The organism is Methylobacterium sp. UNC378MF (assembly GCF_900103195.1).
Classification (GTDB): domain Bacteria; phylum Pseudomonadota; class Alphaproteobacteria; order Rhizobiales; family Beijerinckiaceae; genus Methylobacterium.
Genome location: NZ_FMWU01000025.1, coordinates 13517 through 29582, shown reverse-complemented (window position 1 = coordinate 29582; position 16066 = coordinate 13517). Strand labels below are relative to the sequence as shown.

General features: G+C 70.0%; 17 protein-coding genes. 10 read left to right on the top strand and 7 right to left on the bottom strand.

Annotation, left to right across the window (positions count from 1 at the left end; genetic code table 11):
* Nucleotides 1–22: 22 nt before the first annotated feature.
* From hpnJ to BLT59_RS23265, 3 genes are all read left to right on the top strand, one after another.
* Complete coding sequence (hpnJ, locus tag BLT59_RS23275) at nt 23–1456, top strand: hopanoid biosynthesis associated radical SAM protein HpnJ (protein WP_091786244.1); 1434 nt, start codon at nt 23–25, stop codon at nt 1454–1456.
* Nucleotides 1457–1563: 107 nt separating this feature from the next.
* On the top strand, nt 1564–2406 hold the full coding sequence (hpnK, locus tag BLT59_RS23270; RefSeq protein WP_091786241.1) for a hopanoid biosynthesis-associated protein HpnK: 843 nt from the start codon (nt 1564–1566) through the stop codon (nt 2404–2406).
* Between the two features lie 32 nt (nt 2407–2438).
* Nucleotides 2439–3314, top strand: a complete 876-nt coding sequence (locus tag BLT59_RS23265; protein ID WP_091786237.1) for a helix-turn-helix domain-containing GNAT family N-acetyltransferase — start codon at nt 2439–2441, stop codon at nt 3312–3314.
* Between the two features lie 21 nt (nt 3315–3335).
* Here the strand turns inward: BLT59_RS23265 and BLT59_RS23260 are convergent, their stop codons facing one another.
* A complete protein-coding gene (locus tag BLT59_RS23260; RefSeq protein ID WP_091786379.1) occupies nt 3336–6002 on the bottom strand; it encodes an MMPL family transporter in 2667 nt (888 codons plus the stop codon).
* Nucleotides 6003–6627: 625 nt separating this feature from the next.
* Between BLT59_RS23260 and hpnH the strand changes: the two genes are divergently transcribed.
* Entirely contained in the window at nt 6628–7791 is a 1164-nt protein-coding gene (hpnH, locus tag BLT59_RS23255; RefSeq protein WP_091786234.1) for an adenosyl-hopene transferase HpnH, read from the top strand.
* 81 nt (nt 7792–7872) lie between these two features.
* On the opposite strand, the gene BLT59_RS23250 is transcribed toward hpnH, so the two are convergent.
* The 4 genes from BLT59_RS23250 to BLT59_RS23235 are packed head-to-tail and all read right to left on the bottom strand — an operon-like array spanning nt 7873 to nt 10580.
* Nucleotides 7873–8493 (bottom strand): GNAT family N-acetyltransferase, encoded by a 621-nt coding sequence (locus BLT59_RS23250; RefSeq protein ID WP_091786231.1) that lies wholly within the window; start codon nt 8491–8493, stop codon nt 7873–7875.
* Nucleotides 8494–8527: 34 nt separating this feature from the next.
* Nucleotides 8528–9310 carry a hypothetical protein gene (locus tag BLT59_RS23245; RefSeq protein WP_091786229.1) on the bottom strand — a complete coding sequence of 261 codons (783 nt, stop codon included), beginning with the start codon at nt 9308–9310 and terminating at the stop codon, nt 8528–8530.
* 23 nt (nt 9311–9333) lie between these two features.
* Nucleotides 9334–9534, bottom strand: a complete 201-nt coding sequence (locus tag BLT59_RS23240; RefSeq protein ID WP_091786227.1) for a hypothetical protein — start codon at nt 9532–9534, stop codon at nt 9334–9336.
* The gene (locus BLT59_RS23235; RefSeq protein WP_091786224.1) at nt 9531–10580 is read right to left on the bottom strand and encodes a hydantoinase/oxoprolinase family protein; all 1050 of its coding nucleotides are present in this window, start codon (nt 10578–10580) and stop codon (nt 9531–9533) included. The genes BLT59_RS23240 and BLT59_RS23235 overlap by 4 nt, the downstream gene beginning before the upstream one ends.
* Before the next feature lie 9 nt (nt 10581–10589).
* Here BLT59_RS23235 and BLT59_RS23230 point away from each other — a divergent pair, with 9 nt between their 5' ends.
* Together BLT59_RS23230 and leuD are read left to right on the top strand one after the other, a co-directional pair.
* Entirely contained in the window at nt 10590–11321 is a 732-nt protein-coding gene (locus BLT59_RS23230; protein ID WP_091786221.1) for a HisA/HisF-related TIM barrel protein, read from the top strand.
* A 70-nt stretch (nt 11322–11391) separates the two neighbouring features.
* Nucleotides 11392–11994 carry a 3-isopropylmalate dehydratase small subunit gene (gene leuD / locus BLT59_RS23225; protein ID WP_091786218.1) on the top strand — a complete coding sequence of 201 codons (603 nt, stop codon included), beginning with the start codon at nt 11392–11394 and terminating at the stop codon, nt 11992–11994.
* A gap of 66 nt (nt 11995–12060) precedes the next feature.
* Here the strand turns inward: leuD and BLT59_RS23220 are convergent, their stop codons facing one another.
* On the bottom strand, nt 12061–12732 hold the full coding sequence (locus BLT59_RS23220) for an O-methyltransferase (RefSeq protein WP_091786215.1): 672 nt from the start codon (nt 12730–12732) through the stop codon (nt 12061–12063).
* Nucleotides 12733–12826: 94 nt separating this feature from the next.
* Here BLT59_RS23220 and BLT59_RS23215 point away from each other — a divergent pair, with 94 nt between their 5' ends.
* The 4 genes from BLT59_RS23215 (at nt 12827) to BLT59_RS31455 (ending at nt 15411) form a co-directional block, all read left to right on the top strand.
* Entirely contained in the window at nt 12827–13480 is a 654-nt protein-coding gene (locus BLT59_RS23215; protein WP_091786210.1) for a TetR/AcrR family transcriptional regulator, read from the top strand.
* 150 nt (nt 13481–13630) lie between these two features.
* Nucleotides 13631–14815 (top strand): lytic murein transglycosylase, encoded by a 1185-nt coding sequence (locus BLT59_RS23210; protein ID WP_091786204.1) that lies wholly within the window; start codon nt 13631–13633, stop codon nt 14813–14815.
* Nucleotides 14812–15195, top strand: coding sequence for a RidA family protein (locus tag BLT59_RS23205; RefSeq protein ID WP_091786197.1), 384 nt, complete (start codon nt 14812–14814; stop codon nt 15193–15195). Before BLT59_RS23210 ends, BLT59_RS23205 begins: the two co-directional genes overlap by 4 nt.
* A 75-nt stretch (nt 15196–15270) precedes the next feature.
* Nucleotides 15271–15411: a hypothetical protein gene (locus tag BLT59_RS31455; RefSeq protein WP_175544107.1), complete on the top strand. Its 141-nt coding sequence runs from the start codon at nt 15271–15273 to the stop codon at nt 15409–15411.
* A 125-nt stretch (nt 15412–15536) separates the two neighbouring features.
* Here the strand turns inward: BLT59_RS31455 and rplS are convergent, their stop codons facing one another.
* Nucleotides 15537–15938 (bottom strand): 50S ribosomal protein L19, encoded by a 402-nt coding sequence (gene rplS, locus BLT59_RS23200; protein WP_091786191.1) that lies wholly within the window; start codon nt 15936–15938, stop codon nt 15537–15539.
* Nucleotides 15939–16066: the final 128 nt, after the last annotated feature.

Sequence of the window (16066 nt, the reverse complement as noted above, 5' to 3'; positions counted from 1 at the left end):
TTGCCCTGAGGCCTTGAACCCCATGCGCACGCTCTTCCTCCAGGCCCCCACCTTCGACGGTTTCGACGGCGGTGCCGGCTCCCGTTATCAGGCCAAGCGCGAGATCAAGTCGTTCTGGTACCCGACCTGGCTGGCCCAGCCGGCCGCCCTGGTGCCGAACTCGAAGCTGATCGACGCGCCGCCGCACAACATCAAGCTCCCCGAGATCGTGGCGCAGGCCAACGACTTCGACCTCGTCGTGCTCCACACCTCGGTGCCGTCGTTCAAGTCCGACGTGAAGACGATCGAGGCGCTCAAGGCCGCCAATCCGAAGCTGATCGCCGGCCTGATCGGCGCCAAGGTCGCGGTCGACGCCGCCGGCGCGATGGCCCAGGCCCCGGTGGTCGATTTCTGCGCCCGCAACGAGTTCGACTTCACCGTCAAGGAGGTCGCCGAGGGCGTCCCGATGTCCCAGATCAAGGGGCTGTCCTATCGCGACGCCAACGGTGTCGTGGTCCACAACGAGGACCGCGAGATCATGACCGACATGGACCAGCTGCCCTTCGTCACCAGCGTCTACAAGCGCGACCTGGAGATGGAGAAGTACTTCATCGGGTACCTGAAGCACCCCTACATCTCGTTCTATTCGGGCCGTGGCTGCAAGAGCCGCTGCACCTTCTGCCTCTGGCCGCAGACGGTCGGCGGCCACACCTACCGCACCCGCTCGGTCGCCCACGTGATCGAGGAGATCAAGTACTGCCTGAAGGAGTTCCCGCAGACCAAGGAGTTCTTCTTCGACGACGACACCTTCACCGACAACCTGCCGCGCGCGGAAGAGATCGCCCGCGAGCTGGGCAAGCTCGGCGTCACGTGGTCGTGCAACGCCAAGGCGAACGTGCCGCGCGAGACCCTGAAGGTTCTCAAGGAGAACGGCCTGCGCCTGCTGCTGGTCGGCTACGAATCCGGCAACCAGACCATCCTGCACAACATCAAGAAGGGCATGCGGGTCGAGGTCGCGGAAAAATTCACGAAGGATTGCCACGACCTGGGCATCGCCATCCACGGCACCTTCATCCTCGGCCTGCCGGGCGAGACCAAGGAGACGATCCAGGAGACGATCGCCTTCGCCAAGCGGATCAACCCGCACACGATCCAGGTCTCGCTGGCGGCGCCCTACCCGGGCACCTTCCTGTACAAGCAGGCGGTGGAGAACGGCTGGCTCGACATCGAGAACGCCGAGCTCGTCGACGAGAACGGCGTGCAGGTCGCGCCGCTGCACTACCCGCACCTCTCGCACACCGAGATCTTCACCTCGGTCGAGGAATTCTACAAGAAGTTCTACTTCCGGGCGCCGAAGATCGCCTCGATCGTCAGCGAGATGGTGCGCTCGCCCGACATGATGAAGCGCCGCCTGCGCGAGGGCGTCGAGTTCTACCGCTTCCTCAAGGAGCGCCAGGGCACCGCGAAGGCGGCGTAAGTCAGGGGTCCGGGGCCAACCGGCCCCGGCGGGGCGCGCGGGGCTGAGCCCCGCCCCTTCTCCCAGGGCTCTGCCCTGGACCCGTCGACACCCGCTACGAGGTTTGCGTGAAGCGTCTGGTCGTCACCGCGGATGATTTCGGGCTGAGCCCCGAGGTCAACGAGGCCGTCGAGCAGGCGCATCGCGACGGGATCCTTACCGCCGCGAGCCTGATGGTCTCGGCGCCCGCCGCCGCCGACGCGGTGGCGCGGGCGAAGCGGACGCCGTCCCTGCGGGTCGGGCTGCACCTCGTCCTCGTGGAGGCGTGGCCGACGCTCCCTTCGGCGCAACTCCCCGACCTGACCGATGCGGCCGGCCTGATGCGCGCCGATATGGGCCGGCTGGGCCTCGATTTCGCCCGCAAGCCCGCTGCACGCCGACAACTCGCCGCCGAGATCCGGGCGCAGTTCGAGGCTTACCAGGCGACCGGCCTGCCGCTGGACCATGTCAACGCTCACAAGCACTTCCACGTCCACCCGCTGATTGCGGGCGCGGTTCTGCGCATCGGCCGCGACTTCGGGATGCGCGCCCTGCGGGTGCCCCGGGAGCCGCGGGAGATCCTGCGGCGCGCCGAACCCGGCGCCCGCCCGCGGCCGGCCCTCGACATCGCCCCCTGGGCGGCCTTGCTCGCCGTGCGCGCCCGGCAGGCCGGGCTGCTGATCCCGGACCGCACCCTCGGCCTCGCATGGTCCGGCGCCATGACGCCGACCCGCGTCGCGGCACTGCTGGCCGAGCTTCCGGACGGCCTGACCGAACTCTACACCCATCCGGCTACCTCCGGCGGCTTCCCCGGCGAGGCGCCGGGCTACCGCTACGCCGACGAGCGTGACGCGCTGATCGCCCCGAGGACGCTGGCGACGGCCGAGGCCTCGGGCGCGATCCGCGGCGGCTTCTCCGACTTTGGCGATTGACCGAAGTCGATATCTGACTTTAGTCAGGTATCATGACGTCCGCCGACATCGCCCGCGTCCGCCGGTTCGCCCGCGCCGTCACCGCGGAGGTTGGGGCGCTCGACTCCTCGTTCCTCGGCCGGGGCCGTCCCTTGGGCGCCGCCCGCGTCCTGAACGCCATCGGTGCCGGACGCGCGGAGGTCGGCGAGATCCGCACCTATCTCGGCCTCGATTCCGGGCTGATGAGCCGTCTGCTGCGGAATCTGGAGGAGGAGGGGCTGGTCGCCACGGCGCCGCATCCCGCGGACGCCCGGCGCCGGGTCGCGTCCCTGACCGAGGCGGGTGAGCGGGAATACGAGGCCTACGAGGCGCTGTCGGATGCCCGCGCCGTCGCGCTGCTGGAGCGCGCGTCGCAACCCGATGCCCTTCTGCGCGCCATGGATCGGGTCGCCCTCGCCCTTGGCCGCGACGCCATCACGATCGTCGAGGCCGATCCGGCCGATTCGGCGGCCCGCGCCTGCCTCGCGGCCTATTACACCGAGTTGGCCACCCGGTTCGCCGGCGGGTTCGATGTCGCGCTGTCGTGCGATCCGGAAGCCGGCGATCTGGTGCGGCCGCGCGGCGCTTTCCTGCTCGCCGTGGCCGACGGGCTGCCGGTCGGATGCGTCGGGCTCAAGGGGCGCGGCGGTCCGGCGGCGGAGATCAAGCGGCTCTGGATCGATCCCGTGGCCCGTGGCCTGGGCCTCGCCAAGCGCCTGATGCACGAGGCCGAGCGCGTCGCCCGCGACCTCGGCGTCCGGACGCTGCGGCTCGACACAAACAGCGCCCTGCCGGAGGCCTTGAAGCTCTACCGGACCTCGGGCTGGGTGGAGATCGACCGCTTCAACGACGATCCCTACCCAAACCATTTCTTCGAGAAGGCCCTCTGACGGCCCCCGAGGCGCCGGCCTCTACTTGGCCGGCACCGGATCCTTCCGCGCGACGCTCTTCCGCAATGCGGCGGCGGCGGCCTTCTCGGGCTCCGGTCGGTCCTCGTCGGGCTGGTCCGGCGGCTCGCCGAGGGTTGCCGGCACGACGAAGAACGCCGCCACCAGGGTGAAGAACAGCGACAGCGCCAGCAGCTTGCCCATGCTCGCCGTGCCCGGATGGCTCGACAGGACCAGCGATCCGAAGGCGCTGCCGGTGGTGAGCGCCGAGAAGAAGATCGCCCGGGTCAGGCTGGACGCGAGCATGTCGGTCACGCCTGCCCGCCAGGCGATCACGTAGTAGATGTGGAACGCCACGCCGACCGCCAGCATGAGCGGCAGGGCGATGATGTTGGCGAAGTTCAGCGGCATGCCGACGATGCGCATCGCCATCAGCGTCCAGAGGGTCGCGATCACCAGCGGGCCGAGCGTCATCGCCACGTCCCACGGCTTGCGCAGGGCGACCGACAGGATGACGAAGATCAGCACGAAGGCTGTCACCGCCGCCTGCACGAAGGCGCCGAGGATCGTGTAGCTCGACTGCGTCGTGGCCACGGGCGCACCGGTCGCGTGTGGGGCGACCTTCAGGACCTCGTCCGAGAAGCGGCGCAGCACCGTGTCGTCGTTCGAATCGCCCTTGGGATGGACCTCGATGCGTGCCCGGCCGTCCGCCGCCACCCAGTCGGCCTTGAGCTGCGGCGGCAGGTTCTCCAGCGTGATCTTCTCGGGATGCAGCAGGTCGCGCAGCCGCGCCAGCAGCGGCACGAGATCCTTGGTCAGCGCCACCGAGGCGGCCTCGCGCAGCGGCACCGGGCCGGCGGCGAGCTTGTCGAGGGTGCCGGCGAGCTGCTTGGCCTCTTGAACGCCCTTCGCGTCACCCTTGGTGTCGGTGGCGACGCCGTTGAGCGCCGTCGCGGCATCCTTGAGCGCCTTGACGTTCTCGGCATCCGTCGGCGGGGGCGGCCGGCGGCCGGGATTGAGCACCGGGTCGAGGAGCTGGGCCGTATCGGCGATTTGGGCCAGCTTCTTGTCCTGGTCGCGCGGCACGAAGGTGTCGATGCTGTTGACCGAGGCGGTGACCGGAAGGGCCAGAAGCGTCTTCGACAAGGCCGGGACCGCGTCGACGCTCGGTGCCAGCACGTCGATGAAGTTCGGGCTGGTCTCGGGATTCTTGATCAGGTCCAGGTAGGTCGCGATGGACTGCGTCTTGGCGCTGCGCAGATGCATCGGGTTCGAGTCGAACGGCAGGTGCCAGAGCAGCGGCGCACCGGCCAGGGTCACGAGTCCGACGCCGATCAGGATCGGCTTGCGGTGCCGGATGATCCACGGGTCGACTCCGACGAGCCACTCGGTCTGGACCGCCGCCTTCTCGCCCGCTGGCTTGAACACCGCGATCAGCGCCGGCAGCAGGATCAGGGAGAACAGGAAGGCCACGACCATGCCGACGCCGGCGATCAGGCCCAGCTCCGACACGCCCCGGAACGCCGTGGGCAGGAAGGCGAAGAAGCCGGCCACCAGCGACACGGCGGCGAGCGTCAGCGACCAGCCGACCCCGCGGGCCGCGGCGCGGATCGCGCTCTCCAGGGTCGGCTGCTCGTACCGGTCCGCCCGGTAGCGGACCGAGAACTGGATGCCGAAATCGATGCCGAGCCCGACGAACAGGGCCGCGAAAGCCACCGAGATCGGGTTCAGCTCCTTGACCATGACGAGGCCGAGGGCGGCCGTCACCACGAGGCCGGCGAAGGTGGTGATGATCACCGCGCCGACGAGCTTGCCCGAGCGCAGGGCCAGCCACAGGAACAGCACGATCGCGCCGACGATGATGCTGTTGTTGAGGCCGGCATCCTCCGACAGCGTCGCGAACTCCTCGTCCGCCACCGCCACCGTGCCGGTCAGGCGCATCCGCAGGCCGTTCTGCGCGTCGATCCCCAGATCCTTGGCGACGTTGCGGATCAGCTTGGTCGCCTGGTAGCCTGGCTCCAGGGCGTTGAAGTCGAGGACCGGCTGGATCACCACGAACTTCATCTTGTCGGTGACGCTGGTCTCACCCCCCGACAGGAGTTCCTGCCAGGACATCCGCGCCGGCTCGCCCGCCAGAACCTTCTGCAGGGTGGCGTCGATCTGCCCCATGGGCTTCTCGAGATCCTCGAGCTTGGCGTCGCCGGTCTTCACGCCGCGCGCGCCCAGCGTCAGCACCCGCATCACGCCCCGCAGCGACGGATCGGCGGCGAGCGGCCCGAGCAGCCCCTGCTGCTGGGTGAGCGCTTCGAGAGTCTTGTCGAGGTCCGCCTGCGACATCAGCAGCAGCCCATTCTTGTTGAAGAACGGGCCGCCATCGGGCCGGTAGACGGTCTCGATCAGGTTCTTGTGCGCCGTGAGCGCCTTGGCGAGGTTGGCGGCCGCCTCCTCGGTCACTTCGGGCGTCTCGCCGTTGATCACCGCGACGATCGTGTTGCTGCGTTGCGGGAACGCCTTCTCGTAGTTGATCTCGTCCTGCCGCCACGGCTCCTTCGGGTCGATCAGCCGCTCGACATCGGTATTGATTCGGAACAGGTGCGCCGCGACCCCGAGGCTCGCGACCGTGACGAACGCCGTCAGGGCGATCACGATCCACCGATACCGCACCGAGAACGCGACGAGACTTTCGATCACGAGCACCCTGCCTGTTCGCATCGGACGCGCCCCGTGCGCGACCGGCTCCTGCCCTCTATCCGGTCCAGACCCGAGCCACCGGCACAAGCCGGCCCCGGGCTCCGCCGGTCGATCGCTCCGCGATCAGGTCGGCTGCGCATCGGGTTCCAGGAACGCCGTACCGCCCGTTCCGACCGCGGCCAGGACCCGACGCCGCCCGATGACGCGGTCCGCGGCCTGGTCACGCGCCGCGGGCCAGGAGCCGCGGGCCAGGACTTGCATCCCGGCCACGAGGCTCAGTAAAGAGGGCGATGCCAGATTGCAACGCGGCCGCCATGGCGCGCATCCCGCGCCAGCCCGTGTGCGCTAGCGCACGGCGATCCTGGCGCGGCCGACAGAATCCTGGGATTCCGGTCGTATTGCCGACGCAATGCACGTGCTGTCCTCAACGATCAGGCGCCTTCGCCCGTGGACACCACCGAGGCAGTCCATGTGGCGCCGATGCGTCAGGAGCAGAATAAGATGTCATGACCTCGCCGAAACGGGGTCGTTTCAGATTAGTTCCAAGCTAGATCGCTGGAATTCGAGATTTTTTCGCGTTAAGCACCCCGACGCCCCGGGGCCGACGAAGTAAGGAGCCGCAATCTTGGGTATCCCCCTCCGGTACGTCGCGAAGATCGGCGGCTACATCCTGAAGCAGCACCTCACGGGCCGCAAGCGTTACCCGCTTGTGATGATGATGGAGCCGCTGTTCCGCTGTAACCTGGCCTGCGCCGGCTGCGGCAAGATCGACTACCCGGATGAGATCCTGAACAAGCGCCTTCCGGTCGCAGACGCGCTCGAATCGGTGCGTGAGTGCGGCGCCCCGGTGGTGGTGATCGCCGGCGGCGAGCCGCTCCTGCACAAGGACCTGCCTCAGATCGTCGAGGGCATCATCGCCCAGAAGAAGTTCGCGATCGTCTGCACGAACGCGCTGCTCCTCGAGAAGAAGATCAAGGAGTACAAGCCGAGCCCGTACTTCACGTGGTCGATCCATCTCGACGGCGACAAGGAGATGCACGATCAGTCGGTGTGCCAGCGCGGCGTCTACGACAAGGCCGTGGCGGCGATCGCGAAGGCCAAGGAGATGGGCTTCCGCGTCACCATCAACTGCACCTTCTTCAACAATTCCCAGCCGGAGAAGATCGCCGACTTCTTCGACAGCGTGACCCGGATGGGCATCGACGGCATCACCGTCTCCCCCGGCTACGCCTACGAGCGCGCCCCCGACCAGAAGCACTTCCTGAACCGGAAGGCGACGAAGGAGCTGTTCCGCGGCGTGTTCCGGCACGGCAAGGAGAAGGGCCGCGAGAAGTGGACCTTCCAGCAGTCGGGCCTGTTCCTCGACTTCCTGGCCGGCAACCAGACCTACCACTGCACCCCGTGGGGCAACCCGACCCGCACCGTGTTCGGCTGGCAGAAGCCCTGCTACCTGCTCGGCGAGGGTTACGCGGCGACCTTCAAGGAGCTGATGGAGACCACCGACTGGGATTCCTACGGCACCGGCAACTACGAGAAGTGCGCCGACTGCATGGTCCATTCGGGCTACGAGGCCTCCTCGGTGGTCGATTCGGTCCGCAAGCCCTGGAAGCCGCTGGTGCATGCGATCCGCGGCATCAAGACCGACGGCACGATGGCCCCCGAGGTCAGCCTGGAGAACCAGCGCCCGGCCGAGTTCGTGTTCTCGCGCAACGTCGCGCAGAAGCTGTCCGAGATCAAAGCGGCCGGCGTCGACACGAAGCAGGAAGCCCGCAAGCGCACCGCCGCCTGACCGGCGCGCACGGTCGACGACACGACGAGACCCGCGGCCGCGAGGCCGCGGGTCTCGTCGTTTTCCGATGCCTGCGGCGCGTCAGCCGAGCAGCGGCACGTGCGGGGCGCAATTCCGCGGCAGGGTCCCGTCGAGCCGTGGATCGGGCGCGACCTCGACATGGACGGCAAAGGGGACTAAGCCCGAACGCCGGTAGAAGGCGAGCGCGCCGGGATGGTCCAGGGTGCAGGTATGCACCCAGAACCGCGTGATCGGATGCGCCCACGCCCGGCCGATCGCCGCGTTCATCAGCGTGCGGCCGATTCCGGTTCCGACCGCGTCCCCGGTCAGTCCGAGGAAGACCAGCTCGCAGGTGCCGGGCTGGCGGAAATCCAGTTCCAGCAGGCCGACGTTCCGCCCGTCCTGGCGGAGCGCGAAAACCTCGACATCCCCGTCGGCCAGGATCGCGGCCAGCGCCCCGTCCGCCAGGGTGAGCCGCGAGAACCAGAGCCAGTCGGCACCGACCTCCCGGAACAGGACCCGGTAGGCCTCCGGGCCGGCGCGCGCCAATGGCTCGAGGGCGAGCCCGGGCGGGAACGGCCGTCCGGGACGCGGCGGCGGCGGGTGGAGCATCTCCAGGCTGGTGACGATGGTGGCGAGATGGCCCGGCGGCACCGCCACGGTGCCCGGGGCGAGAGTCGGGATCCCCGTATCCGGCAGCATGCGTCTCCTCCTCGGTCGCGTCGGCCCATCCCGATCACACCGCCCGCGGACGGCGCCGCGCGATCAGCCACGGCAGCACGCAGGCCGCCGACACCGCGATCGAGGCGGTGTAGGCCGCGACCGGGTCGATCCGCCCGAGCAGCAGGTGCACGCAGACATAGAAGGCCAGAACGCCGAACGCGCCCTGTGCGCTGCCGCGCACCACGTCGAGCGCGGCGCCGACCCCGTCCTGCGCCCGCGCGAAGACGATGAGCGGCCAGGAGATGATCGGGATCGGCGCCAGGACGCCGCTCAGGCCGGAGCCGAGATGCGGTGCCAGCCCCGAGACCAGCAGGACCAGGGCGGTGGCGGCCGCGAGCCGGGCCGGCATGTCCCAGCGCGGCGGGCGCGCCCGCCGCCGCGGTGCCTCATCTTTGGTGATCGGCCGGCGCCGGGCGACCACCAGCGCCATCGCCGGAAGGTCGATCGCCGTGGCGAGCCACAGGCCGGGCTGGATCACACTGTGCAGCAGCGCGCCGGCGAGGACGAAGGCCGCCAGGGCGAGGAACACGGACGCGAGGATCCCCGTCCGCGGCGCGCAGAACGCGTAGGCGAGGTAGCTGGCGGTCACCGCTCCCAGCCCCTCCACCGAACCGATGGCGGCATCGGCGGCGAAGCGCTCGCCCTGCTCGGCGGCGAGGTAGATCGAGATCGGCGCCGAGGTGAGTGGCAGGCCCGAGAGCAGGCCGCCCACGAGGCTGCCCCACCGGCGCGCGGCCGCCGACACGGCCCACATCAGGGTCGGCGTCACGATGATCTTGGCGGCGATCAGGCCCATGGCGACACCGGCGGCAGGCGGTGTCAGGCCGCCTCGGGCGGTCCGTCATCCTCCGGATCGGCGGGCGAGTTGAGGATGTCCTCCAACTCGTCGACCAGCCGGTCGACCTGATCCTCGGTGGCGAGCACCTTCAGCACTTCCCCGGTCTCCGTCTCCACGGCCAGCTCGATATGCGGCCCGACCCGGGCCGTCAGGATCCGGGCCAGGATCTTGATTGCACTCATGCGACTGCCTCCTCCGCGGCGATGAGGCCGACCGCCACCGCCGGCCCACAGGTCGAGATCCCGTCGCGGGCGCCGCCGATCCGGTCCGCCAGCAGCGCCACCAGCGGCGTCGAGGGCCGGCCGAGACGCTCGGCGAGGCGGGCGCCCACGAAGGCGCCGGCGCCGCACAGGATGAGGGGCGCGTCCGCACCGAGATCGGGCCGGCTCAGGAGGTCCGCCGCCGCATCGTGCAGCAGGCGCAGCTGCGCCTCGGCGAAGTGGGCGGCGAGCGCCGTCCAGGCCGCTTCGGGCGCCTCCGCCCGGTCCCGCCCGACGATCCGTGCGAGCCGGGTCTCGCTCTCGGCGACCGTCTTGCCCTTGCGGTCGCCGCTCGGCTGCTGGTCGGCGCCTTCGGGGAGCAGACCGAGGATGCGGTAGACGTCCGCCATGTGGGCGAACGTCTCGGTCATCAGCCGGGTCCGGCGACCCGCGAAGGGGGCGTGGTCGGACAGCGCGATCACGGGCGTGCGGACCGCGCCGGTATAGACGAGTTCGCCGGTCTCCAGACGCTCGGCGTCGCTGTAGCCGGTCGCGGCCGGCCGCCCAGCGACGATGGGAATCAGGTCGGCGGTGGTCGAGCCGACATCGATCAGCAGCGCGTCCGGGACGTGCCGGCCGGCGAGCGCCGCGGTGGCGTGCCAGTTGGCCGAGGCCACGTCCGCCGCGTGGGACGCGGCCGCCTCCGGGGCGACGAAGCCGGAGCGGCCGGCGTAGATCCGCACAGTCCCGGCGAGGTGCGATCCGGCCCAGCCGGACAGTGCGGCGACGCCATCGCGCCGGTCGGCGAAGCAGTCGGTCAGCTCGCCCGTCATGGTCACGGCGTGGAAGGCCTCGACGCGGGCCCAGGCGGGCGCGGCCTCCAGGGCCCGGTCGAGGGCCGGCAGGCCCTGCCAGAGCGGGCACGGCACCTGGGCGGCGGCCACGACCCGGCCGTCCTCGACCAGGGCGACCTTGACGTGGACCCCGCCGAGGTCCCACCCGATCGTCATTGGGTTTGATGAGCGCATGGGACCGCGATGAGCGCCTCGATGGACCACAGGATCGGGCGCCCCGGCTTCGCGGTGATCCCGGTGCTCGATCTCCGGGGCGGCCGCGTGGTGCGGGCGCGCCGGGGCGAGCGCTCCTCCTATGCCCCGATCGAGACGCCCTTGGCAAAGGGCTCGGCGCCGGACGCGGTGGCCCGCGGGCTGGTCGAGGCGTGGCCCGCCGCGATCCTCTACGTCGCCGATCTCGACGCGATCATCGATCGCGCCGCGCCTGATCTCCGCGCCCTGGAGGCGATCGCCCGCGCCTGCCCGGGGATCGCCCTGTGGGTCGATGCCGGCTTCGCCGACCCGGCGGGCATCGCGGCGTTCCTGGCGGCCGGACTCGGGCGACCGGTGATCGGCAGCGAGAGCCAGGCGGATGCCGGCCTCGTGACGCGGCTCGGCGACCGGGCGGTGTTCTCCCTCGACACGCGCGGCGCGGAGCGGCTCGGCCCGGCGGCGCTCCACGACGATCCCGCGCTCTGGCCCCCGGAGGTGATCGCCATGACGCTGGCGCAAGTCGGGGCCGGGGCCGGCCCGGACCTCGCGGCCCTGGGGGCCCTGCGCGCGCGGGCGCCGGATCGCCGCCTCTACGCGGCGGGCGGCGTGCGCGGCCCGGACGACCTGCGGGCGCTGCGGGCGGCCGGGATCGCCGGAGCGCTGGTCGCCTCGGCCCTCCACGACGGCGCCCTGTCCCGGGCGACGGCGCCCGACCTCGCGTGATGCTTCCGGCCCGGGCCGGCGGCTGCTAAACCGTTGCCCCAGCGAGACCACCGACACGAGCTGCCAGACGATGGAAAAGTTCACGACCCTGGAGGGCGTTGCGGCGCCCTTGCGGACGATCAACGTCGATACCGACCGGATCATCCCGGCGAAGTACCTGAAGACGATCCGGCGCACCGGGCTGGGCAAGAGCCTGTTCGCCGAGATGCGCTACCGCGAGGACGGCTCCGAGAACCCGGACTTCATCCTCAACAAGCCCGCCTACCGGAACACCAAGATCCTGGTCTGCGGCGATAATTTCGGCTGCGGCTCGTCCCGGGAGCACGCGCCCTGGGCGCTGGCCGATTTCGGCATCCGCTGCGTGATCTCCACGAGCTTCGCCGACATCTTCTTCAACAACTGCGCCAAGAACGGCATCCTGGCGATCGTCGTGTCCCCCGAGGATCTGGAGAAGCTGTTCGAGGATGCCGAGCGCGGCGCGAACGCCACCCTGTCGATCGATCTGGCGGCGCAGACCATCCGGGGGCCGGACGGCGGCACCCTGCATTTCGACATCGACGAGGGCCGCAAGCACAACCTGCTGAACGGCCTCGACGAGATCGGCCTGACGCTGGCACGCGCCGCGTCCATCGACGCCTACGAGCAGAAGCTCGCCCAGCGGGAATGGGCCTGAGCATCCCGACGGCGGTCGCGTCGCGCTGAGGCGACCGCCGGTCCGGCCTGGATACCGGGCCCTGCCTCATCCGAGCCGCATCGACAGCTCGACATCCTCGGCGAACGGCACCGACAGGTAGCCGCGGCTCGGCGCGCGCACCCGGGCCAGATAGTCCGGGCTGTATTCCGCATTGTCGGCGACCACCAGGGCACCCGGTCCGAGGCGGCTCTCCACGAGGCTCAGAACTTCCGGATAAAGACCCTTCGCTCCGTCGAGGAGCAGCAGGTCGACCGAGTCGGGCAGGTCGAGGCCGAGGGTCTGGAGGGCGTCGCCCTCGCGGAACTCGACGAGATCCGCCAGCCCGGCCTCCATCAGGTTCGCCCGCGCCCGCACCACCTTGGACGGCTCGAACTCGCAGGTGATGAGCCGGCCGCCGCCGTTGTCGCGCAGGGCCGCAGCGAGGTGCAGGGTCGAGAGGCCGAAGGAGGTGCCGAACTCGACGATCGTCCGCGCTCGGCAGCTCCGGGCGAGCATGTAGAGCAGCCGGCCGGTCTCTCGCGAGACCGCGAGCGGCATGTCCTTGAGCCGGCTGTAGAAGTCCCGGTAGCCAGTGCGGCTGCCCATGAGGCGTGTCCGCTCTTCGGCCGAAAGATCGCCGATGGTGCTCAAGGGTGAGGATGCTTCCGCCTGCACGAAGAGATTGTCCAACAGCGACGCGATGCGCGGTTCGGTGAGTTTAGAAACTGAGAGTGACATGGCGTGTTGCTTTCCGTCTTGCGTGTTCAACTGAACACGACGCAGAATACCGGCGCACCCTGCCCTCGCCTATTCGCGTTCCGAGCACCACCCCATGCCTGATCGGCCAAGTCTCGGAATTTCCAGGCGAAAGCAGCCCCGACAGGCCCGCTCCAGCGACCTTGTCGCGGCTATTCTGGAGGCGGCCACTCAGGTTCTGGCGGAGGTCGGCGCGGAGCGCTTCACGACGGCGCGGGTCGCCGAGCGCGCCGGCGTCAGCATCGGCTCGCTCTACCAGTACTTTCCCAACAAGGCGGCGGTCCTGTTCCAGCTGCAGAGCGACGAGTGGCGGGACACGACCGCCCTGCTGTCCGGCATCCTGACGGATCCGGAGACGGCGCCCGGCGAGCGTCTGCGCGCCGCCGTCCACGCCTTCGTGCGCTCGGAATGCGCCGAGGCCGCGATGCGCCGGGCCCTCGACGAGGCCGCCCCGGCCTACCGCGACGCGCCCGAGGCCGCGGAGCCGCAGCTGATCGGCACGCAGGCGTTCCAGATGTTCCTGCGCGAGGCGCTTCCCGCGATCCCCGACGCGGAGCTGCGCGTCGCGGGCGAGATCATCGCGATGACTCTCGGCGAGGTTGGCGAGCGCATCTCGGAAACGGTCCGGACCGAGGCCGCCTTGGAGGTTTCCGCGGGCGCCCTGGCCGACATGCTCTGCGCCTACCTAGACCGCCTGCGGTGCGTGGGCCAGGCGGCCGCATCGTCTTGATGCCGGCTCCCAATTGGCCGGCAAACGGATACAGGCGACGCGGATTTCCTCACCCTTCGTTAACCCACATGTCGCCTGAATCCGCGCCCAGACTCCGCCCGCATCGTGAGGATCGTCAGCATGCCGAAACACCCGACGGGACCGAGGACAATGCGCGCGCTCGGGTTGCTCGCCGGTCTCGCGGCCGTCCCGCTCGCGGGTCTTCCCGCGCGGGCCGATTTCGACAGCTGCCTCGCCGGCATCCAGGGACAGGCCGCAGCTGCGGGCGTCTCGGCGCAGACCTTCCGATCCGCCACGAGCGGCATCAGCTATGACGACAAGGTGATCGAGCTGTCCCAGGCGCAGCCGGAGTTCAAGACGCCGATCTGGGACTACATGGCGGCGCTGGTCGACGACGAGCGGGTCGAGGACGGGCGCGCGGCCATGCGCCAGAACGCGGCGGCGCTCGCCCAGGCCGAGTCGCGCTACGGTGTCGACCGCTACACGATCGCGGCGGTCTGGGGGGTCGAATCGAATTTCGGCAAGAATCTCGGCAAGATGCCGCTGGTGCAGTCCCTGGCGACGCTGGCCTGCTCGAACAACCGCCGCCGCGACTTCTTCCGCGGCGAGCTGATCGCCACGCTCCGGATCATCGAGCGCGGCGACATCGCGCCGGAGCGCCTGACCGGCTCCTGGGCGGGCGCCTTCGGCCAGACCCAGTTCATGCCGACCACCTATCACCGGCTCGCGGTCGACGGCGACGGCGACGGCCGGCGTGACGTGGTCGATTCCGTGGCCGACGCCGTCGGCTCCACCGCCAACTTCCTGCACGTCGCCAAGTGGCAGAACGGCCAGGTCTGGGGCTACGAGGTGAAGCTGCCGCGCGGCTTCAGCGTCGCCGCTGCCGGCCGCAAGAACAAGAAGCCCGTCGCCCACTGGGCCTCGCTGGGTGTGACCCGCGTGGACGGGCGTCCGCTCTCGGGCGAGGGCCCGGCCGGGATCATCGCGCCCGCCGGCATCGACGGCCCGGCCTTCCTGGTCACCCGGAACTTCGACGCGATCTACTCGTACAACGCCGCCGAATCTTACGGCCTCGCCATCGCGGTCCTGTCCGACCGGTTGCGCGGCAAGGCCGGCGTCCAGGCCGCCTGGCCGACCGACGACCCGCCCCTGTCCCGGGCCGAGCGCCGCGACCTCCAGACCCGGCTGGCCGCCCGCGGCTACGATGTCGGCGAGCCGGATGGTAAGGTCGGCCAGAAGACCCGCGATGCCATCAAGGACGTGGAACGCCGGCTCGGGATGACGCCGACCGGCCGTCCCGGCGGCAAGGTGCTGGAGGCGCTGCGCGGCGGATGAGCCGGCGGCTGATCACGTCGGGCTCGCCGTTCGAGCGCGATTACGGCTACTCCCGGGCGGTGGTCGACGGGAACATTGTCTACCTGTCCGGGACAACCGGCTACGACTACGCCACGATGACGATGCCGGAGGGAGCCGCCGCGCAGGCCGAGGCTTGCTGGCGCACGATCCGGTCGGTGCTCGCCGAGGCCGGAACCGGCCTCGGCGGCGTCCTGCGCGCCACCTACTACGTTACCGACCGGGATGATGCCGAGGCCGTGCTGGCGGTCTGCGGGCGGGTATTGGCCGATATCCGGCCGGCCGCCACGATCGTGGTCGTAGCGGGCCTTCTGCGCCCCGAGATGCGCGTCGAGATCGAGGTTACGGCGCGGATCGGGTAGCGGCGCCCCGAACCCGCGAGCGCTGGCGATGAAAGCGGATACCCTGACGGGTATTCCGCCGAGCCGGCCTCCCCTTTGGTTCACCGGGTCGAACGTCTCCACCGGATCCAAGTCACGGCCGAGCGCGTTCTCGGCGCCGCGGCCGAGATGTCGCGTACGTCCGAGCAGCTCTCCGCCGAGATCCACCGGTTCCTCGATGGGGTCCGGGCCGCCTGAGCGGACGATGGCGGCGGCCGAAGGCCTGACCGCGAAGGTGGATGGCCAAGAAAAAACCGGCCCGGCTGAGCCGGACCGGTCTGAAACTGCGTGGTCGCTCCGGCCTGCGGGGCGATCCGGACGGATCACTCGGCGGCAGCGGGCGCCGCGGCCGGGGTGTCCTTGGTCTTGTAGCGATCGGTGCGCTCGACGATGCGGGCCGACTTCCCGCGGCGGTCGCGCAGGTAATACAGCTTGGCGCGGCGCACCTTGCCGCGGCGGGCCACCTTGATCGAATCGATCATCGGCGAATGCACCGGGAAGACGCGCTCCACGCCCTCGCCGTAGGAGATCTTGCGGACCGTGAAGCTCTCGTTGAGGCCGCCGCCCGAGCGGGCGATGCAGACGCCCTCGTAGGCCTGGACGCGGGTGCGCTCGCCTTCCTTCACGCGGACGTTGACGATGAGTGTATCGCCCGGCTCGAAATCCGGGATGGTCTTGGCGAGGCGCGCGACTTCCTCGCGCTCCAGCTGCTCGATGATGTTCATGGCATAGCTCCGGCCGTCGCGCCGTCCCGCCCCTCATGGGCGATCGGCGCCAGGATTTCGGCGATCCTGTTGTGAGTTGGCCGGCTCTCTACAGGATCGCCGCCGGCTTGTCGATTGGGTTGCAAACC

Coding starts and splice junctions, on each gene's coding strand:
- hpnJ (WP_091786244.1), top strand. CDS start 23: ATGCGCACGCTCTTCCTCCAGGCCCCCACCTTCGACGGTTTCGACGGC.
- BLT59_RS23265 (WP_091786237.1), top strand. CDS start 2,439: ATGACGTCCGCCGACATCGCCCGCGTCCGCCGGTTCGCCCGCGCCGTC.
- BLT59_RS23250 (WP_091786231.1), bottom strand. CDS start 8,493: ATGCTGCCGGATACGGGGATCCCGACTCTCGCCCCGGGCACCGTGGCG.
- BLT59_RS23245 (WP_091786229.1), bottom strand. CDS start 9,310: ATGGGCCTGATCGCCGCCAAGATCATCGTGACGCCGACCCTGATGTGG.
- BLT59_RS23240 (WP_091786227.1), bottom strand. CDS start 9,534: ATGAGTGCAATCAAGATCCTGGCCCGGATCCTGACGGCCCGGGTCGGG.
- BLT59_RS23235 (WP_091786224.1), bottom strand. CDS start 10,580: ATGCGCTCATCAAACCCAATGACGATCGGGTGGGACCTCGGCGGGGTC.
- BLT59_RS23230 (WP_091786221.1), top strand. CDS start 10,590: ATGAGCGCCTCGATGGACCACAGGATCGGGCGCCCCGGCTTCGCGGTG.
- leuD (WP_091786218.1), top strand. CDS start 11,392: ATGGAAAAGTTCACGACCCTGGAGGGCGTTGCGGCGCCCTTGCGGACG.
- BLT59_RS23220 (WP_091786215.1), bottom strand. CDS start 12,732: ATGTCACTCTCAGTTTCTAAACTCACCGAACCGCGCATCGCGTCGCTG.
- BLT59_RS23215 (WP_091786210.1), top strand. CDS start 12,827: ATGCCTGATCGGCCAAGTCTCGGAATTTCCAGGCGAAAGCAGCCCCGA.
- BLT59_RS23210 (WP_091786204.1), top strand. CDS start 13,631: ATGCGCGCGCTCGGGTTGCTCGCCGGTCTCGCGGCCGTCCCGCTCGCG.
- BLT59_RS23205 (WP_091786197.1), top strand. CDS start 14,812: ATGAGCCGGCGGCTGATCACGTCGGGCTCGCCGTTCGAGCGCGATTAC.
- rplS (WP_091786191.1), bottom strand. CDS start 15,938: ATGAACATCATCGAGCAGCTGGAGCGCGAGGAAGTCGCGCGCCTCGCC.